The organism is Frankia sp. CoWAU3 (assembly GCF_977971855.1).
In genome coordinates, this window is record NZ_CDWWXB010000047.1 from 2,894 (window position 1) to 7,986 (window position 5,093).

At 73.5% G+C, this 5,093-nt stretch carries 5 protein-coding genes and 2 pseudogenes; 1 reads left to right on the top strand and 6 read right to left on the bottom strand.

Annotated elements, in window-relative coordinates:
* From AC08ON_RS06930 to map, 3 genes and pseudogenes are all read right to left on the bottom strand, one after another.
* Positions 1–1,234 (bottom strand): MFS transporter (locus tag AC08ON_RS06930; RefSeq protein ID WP_476616653.1); only part of this gene is annotated, 1,234 nt, incomplete at its 3' end.
* Positions 1,235–1,619: 385 nt separating this feature from the next.
* Entirely contained in the window at positions 1,620–2,108 is a 489-nt protein-coding gene (locus tag AC08ON_RS06935) for a MarR family winged helix-turn-helix transcriptional regulator (RefSeq protein WP_011436705.1), read from the bottom strand.
* Positions 2,109–2,222: 114 nt separating this feature from the next.
* Positions 2,223–2,980: pseudogene (map, locus tag AC08ON_RS06940) on the bottom strand (type I methionyl aminopeptidase).
* Positions 2,981–3,184: 204 nt separating this feature from the next.
* Between map and AC08ON_RS06945 the strand changes: the two are divergent.
* Positions 3,185–3,457: a helix-turn-helix domain-containing protein gene (locus tag AC08ON_RS06945; protein WP_476607929.1), complete on the top strand. Its 273-nt coding sequence runs from the start codon at positions 3,185–3,187 to the stop codon at positions 3,455–3,457.
* A 157-nt stretch (positions 3,458–3,614) separates the two neighbouring features.
* Here AC08ON_RS06945 and AC08ON_RS06950 read toward each other — a convergent pair whose 3' ends face one another.
* The 3 genes and pseudogenes from AC08ON_RS06950 to AC08ON_RS06960 all read right to left on the bottom strand — a co-directional run.
* Positions 3,615–4,091 (bottom strand): hypothetical protein, encoded by a 477-nt coding sequence (locus tag AC08ON_RS06950; protein WP_476616654.1) that lies wholly within the window; start codon positions 4,089–4,091, stop codon positions 3,615–3,617.
* Positions 4,092–4,280: 189 nt separating this feature from the next.
* The gene (locus tag AC08ON_RS06955; RefSeq protein ID WP_476607928.1) at positions 4,281–4,757 is read right to left on the bottom strand and encodes a cobalamin biosynthesis protein; all 477 of its coding nucleotides are present in this window, start codon (positions 4,755–4,757) and stop codon (positions 4,281–4,283) included.
* Positions 4,754–5,093, bottom strand: a pseudogene (locus tag AC08ON_RS06960) (cobyrinate a,c-diamide synthase); the annotation flags it as partial. The pseudogene AC08ON_RS06960 and the gene AC08ON_RS06955, both read right to left, overlap by 4 nt.

The following is a 5,093-nucleotide window of genomic DNA, read 5'->3' on the forward strand; positions in this document are numbered from 1 at the left end:
TACCCGCCGCGTGGGCCGGGATCGCACTCATGATCGTGGTGTTGTTGGTGGGGGTGTAGACGCCGATGCCGAGGCCGAGCACGGCCATCGGGGGGATCAGCCAGGGTGCGGACAGTGGCACGGCGAGTGCGGCGGCGAGTGCCATCGTGCAGGTGACGGCGCCGAGCGCGTAGCGGCGGCGGTCGCTCCACCGGTCGGGTAGGACCGCCCCGGCGCCGCTGGCGGCGAGCGCGAAGCCTCCGGGCAGGGCGGTGAGGACCAGCCCGGCGTGCAGGGGGGAGGTGCCGCGGTCGGTGAGGACGACGGGGACCAGGACGAGCGGGCCGAACAGGACGAGGTAGCCGCACAGCGCGCCGACGAGTCCCCCCGCGAGGGCAGGGATGCGAAGGAGGCGCAGGTCGATCAGGGGTGCCGGCGCGCGGCGTTCCCGTTGGACGAGGCCGTAGCCGGCGAGCGGGGCGAGGATGGCGAGGATGGCGGTGGCCGCGGAGGGCAGGTTCAGGCCGGAGACGGCCGAGACGGCCAGCAGCAGGGTGGTGGTGGCGGTGGCGAGGAGGGCCAGGCCCGGCCAGTCGAAGGGGGCAGGGTCGGTGCGCTGGCGGGTGCGGGGTAGCAGGTAGTAGCCGGCGATGAGGGCGATTGTCCCGACGGGGACGTTGATGGCGAACACCCAGCGCCAGCTGAGGGTGGTGACCAGGGCTCCGCCGAGGGTGGGGCCGAGAGCGAGGCCGAGAGCCTGGGCGGCGGCCTGGACGCCCAGGGCGGCGCGCATCCTCGGGCGGGGTGCGCTGGTGGCGACAAGGGCGACGCTGTTGGCCTGCAGCATCGCGGCGCCGACGGCCTGCGCGACGCGGGAACCGATCAAAGCGGCGAAGCTGGGAGCCAGGCCACAGGCGGCCGAGGCGGCGATGAAGACGAGGAGTCCGTAGAGGTAGAACTGTTTGCGGCCGTGGGCGTCGGCGAGCCGGCCGACGGGCACCAGCAGGGCGACCAGGGTGAGCAGGTAGGCCAGGGAGACCCAGGTGACTGCAGCGAGCGGGGCGTGGAACTGTGCGCACAGCGGCCCGTAGGCCAGGGTGACGATGCTGGCGTCGAGTTGGCCCATGAACGCGCCGAAGCACACGGTGGCGACCGCCAGCCACCAGCCGCCCGGCAGGTCGCGGACCGCGCGCGGGCGGGCCCGCTCGTGGGCCAGCAGCGACATCAGGGTGTTGCGGGACGCGGAGGTACGCACGCCCGGGTCCATGGCTACCTGTTCCTCCAGCGGAAGCCGCTCACGGCAGGGCGCGGCTCCCCAGCTCTGTCTGTGACAGATAAACTCTGTTTCAGACAGAGTAGGCCGGTGCGGGGGCGAATGCCAGGCCGGCCGCTGGAGGTGGGCACGCGGCGTTGGTGGCCGGCGGTGTAGGCCGCGACGTACAGGGCGAACAGCCTTCCCCGGCGAAAGGCCCAGCGCCGGTCGGCGGCGAGCAGCAGCACGCCGAGGTCCTGAAAGTAGTTACCCACCGTCCGATCGCCTGCGCCAGCACCAGCCCGGGCGCGGCGGCGTCCGCGAAGCCGGCGGGCGTGATCCCGCAGCGGCGGCAACCGGTCCGGCACGCCTCCCGAGGAACCTGCGGTCAGGGTCCGCCGGTGGCGACGGAGGACGGGTCGGCCGGGCGGCGGTCATCGAGCTGTTCGACCAGGCGTGACAGGGCCGGCAAGGCTTCGACAATAACGGCCTGGTCGGCGGCTGCGAGCCGGCCCAGTGCGTCGCCGAGCCTGCGTTCGTGGGCCTCGCGCCACCCCTGCAGATGGCGGGTACCGGTCTCGGTCAACGACACCCGGGCCGCGCGCCGGTCGGCCGGGTCGGTGACCCGCCGCAGAAGATCCGCGTCCGACATCTGTTGCACCAGGGTGCTCACCGTATTCGGAGCCAGGTGGAGCAGGCCGGCGAGCTCGCCCACCCGCGCGCCATCGCGTTCCTGCAGGCATTGCAACAACTCCACCTGGGCCATCGGCAGGGCCTCCCACGGGTAGTCGCTGCGGATACTCGTCCGCAGCACCCGCCGAAGTCGAGTGACGACCTCGGTCAACGCCCGCGCGTCCCGCTCCAGCCGTAGCTGCACCACCACCCCGACAGGATAACTGGAAAAGGGCCGGTTTCACCGGTCGGATCAGCAGGTTCTCCACGCCGACGATCGCCTGGCGGGATCATCGCCCGCGCCGGCCACGATCCGCCCTCAGGGGACGGTCAGTACGCGGGGGCCGTCCTCGGTGATCGCGACGGTGTGCTCGGCGTGGGCGGCGCGGCTGCCGTCGGCGGTGCGCAGCGCCCAACCGTCTGGGGCCGTGCGGCAGTGGTCGCGACCGCCGGCGAGGAACATCGGCTCCAGGGCGAGGACCAGGCCGGGACGCAGCAGCATGCCCCGACCGGGCCGGCCGTCGTTGGGAACACCGGGGTCCTCGTGCATGCGCCGGCCGATGCCATGGCCGCCGAAGCCGCGCGGGATGCCGTAGCCGGCTGCCCGCCCGACCCGGCCGATGGCGTGCGCGATGTCGCCGAGGCGGCCGCCCGCGACCGCGGCGGTGATGCCGGCGGCCAGCGCGCGGCGGGTGGTCTCGACGAGGTCGGCGTCGGGGTGCCGATGCAGAAGGTGACGGCCGCGTCGCCGACCCAGCCGTCGAGCTCGGCGCCGCAGTCGACGCTGAGCAGGTCGCCGTCGCGCAGCGGGGTGCCGTCCGGGATGCCGTGCACGACCGTGTCGTTGACCGAGGTGCAGATGACCGCGGGGAACGGGGTCGGGGCGAAGGGCGGCTGGTAGTGCAGGAAGGCCGGCTCGGCCCCGGCGTCGCGGATCACCGCGTGTGCGGTGTCGTCGAGCTCGCGCAGGGTGACGCCGGCTGCGGCGGTGGCGCGTACCGCCGCGAGGGCGCGGGCGACGACCGCCCCGGCCGCGGCCATCGCCTCGATCGCCGTGCCCGACTTCAGTTCGACCATGGGTTGCTCCGTCGCCCGCCGTCGGTGCCGTCCCCCGCCGCCGGTCCCGCGGGAGACGAGGCCCAGACCCCACCGCAGGCCTCGCCCGCCCCTGCTCGGCCGGCGGGCTCGGACCCGCACCCGTGACCAATTCTTATACCGTTATTAGTATCACGGTTGTGGTGCGGAGTCGGGTAGGGGCATGCCGGTACTACCATCATGGCCATGGTGCGGACGCCGTTGACCCGGCTGGAACGCGAACGCGGGGAGCGGTTGGGCGCCCTGCTGCGCACCGCCCGGGGGGACCGCAGCATGGTCGAGGTCGCCGCGGCGGCCGGGCTGTCGGCGGAGACGCTGCGCAAGATCGAGGCGGGCCGGATCGCGACCCCGGCGTTCTTCACCGTCGCCGCGCTGGCGCGGGTCCTCGGCCTGTCCCTGGACCTGATCGCGGACGCCTGCGCCGATGCGGCGATCCCGTCTGGCGTCGCATGGGGCTGAGAAACCTCGGGAAGAAAGATTCGTGTTTGTCCTCCGTTCGGCTGAGTCGCTGAAGATTACCGGTGGCGGGGAGCCACACGGCACGACCGTGGACGCGGGGCGTATCACCCGGAGAACACGCGATCCCCGGCTCCGGTAGGTCAAAGCTGATGAGACGTCAAGGTCGCCGGCCGGTGGACCCGGTATTGAGCAGCGTTTCCCGGACTGTCTGCAGGAAGTGGGCTGGGCCGGCCTGGTCTGTCCAGCTGTCGTGGTAGGCCAGGGGAATGGGCGAGTTGCCGAGGTAGGTGGCGCGTAGGGCACGGGTGACCAGCGTCCCGGCACCGGCGCCGGCCGCGGCGGCTACGGTGTCGGCGGCGAGCTCCGTTTCTGTGCCGCCGGTGTAGGTGTAGGTGATGACGATGTGGACAGTGCCGTCGGCCGGGTCGGCGCTTATGGCGGGGTCGGTGGTCATCTGCCAGATGACTCCGGGCTCGTTGCGGGTGACCGTCCACTCGACCTCGACGGTCGTGTCCGGGGCGACCTCGATGACGTCGACGAACCGTGCCCCCACCGGCACCGGGCGGTCGGTGTTCTCCCCGCGGACCGCCTTCGTCGCAGCGAAGGTGCCGACCCAGTGGTCGGGAGTTGCCATGAAGGCGTAAATCTCCGCTGCGGACAACCGAGCGCAGCGCGCCGAGAATGGCCAGGTTCTGAACAGCTGCTCTGAACGGTTGTCCTGAGGGCAGTGGGGTGACCGCGTAGTACGTCAACAACACCAGCGGCGCGAGCCGATGCTGATCAAAGGTGGTCCGCTCGACCACCCAGCCGACCTGGTCCGCGGTCACGCGGAAGCGCCGCCATCCCGATCCGGCGTGCCATGCCGGGCGATCGCGACCGTCGCCCGCCGGCCGGCGCGTTTGGGTACGAGCAGGACCGGCTGTGGCATGGCCGTTGCCGGGGGCAGGGTGGCCGTTGCCGGGGACGGGGGGACAGCGAAGGGAATCAGACAGGCAGCCTCGGCGACGCTCGGGGTGCCGAGCGCGGCGTGGGCGGCGGCACCGGGATGGGGCACGTCGACGGTGGCGAGCAGGGCGGCGGGATGGCCCACCAGCGGCCAGCCGTGGTGGCGGGCGGCGGCGACGACGCCCGGTTCGTCCCGGCGGGCCTCGACCGTCGCCATCCGGCGCACCGCGCTCGCCGGCGCCGCGAGGTCGTGCAGCGCCGCCTCGACCAGCTCCAGGATCTCTGCCGCCGTCACCCCGGGCCGTGCGCCGACACCGACGACCAGCCTCCCGTCCCCCGGTTCCGCTCCGGTCACGCCGCGCCGGGCTGGATCCGGCCGGGTGGGCCGGCGGGCTTCAGGGCGCGGGGTGCGGCGCCGGCGGTGTCCCGGCCGTCCTCCCGGCGGGCTGCGCGGGCGGCGGCGAGCAGGCGGGTGGCGGCGCCGGGCCGTCCAGCCCAGTGCAGATGCAGGTAGGAGGCGTGCACCCGGCGGTACACGAACCCCTCGGACATCCACGGCGACGCCGCCTGCTGCCCGCTGCGCCGGCCACCACCCGCCACGCGTCCCGGTGCGGGTCGGGGCGCGGTTTCGGGTACCGGCAGCCACCACGCCGCCACCCCCGACGGCCCGGGGGGCGGGCCTGCGGCGCCG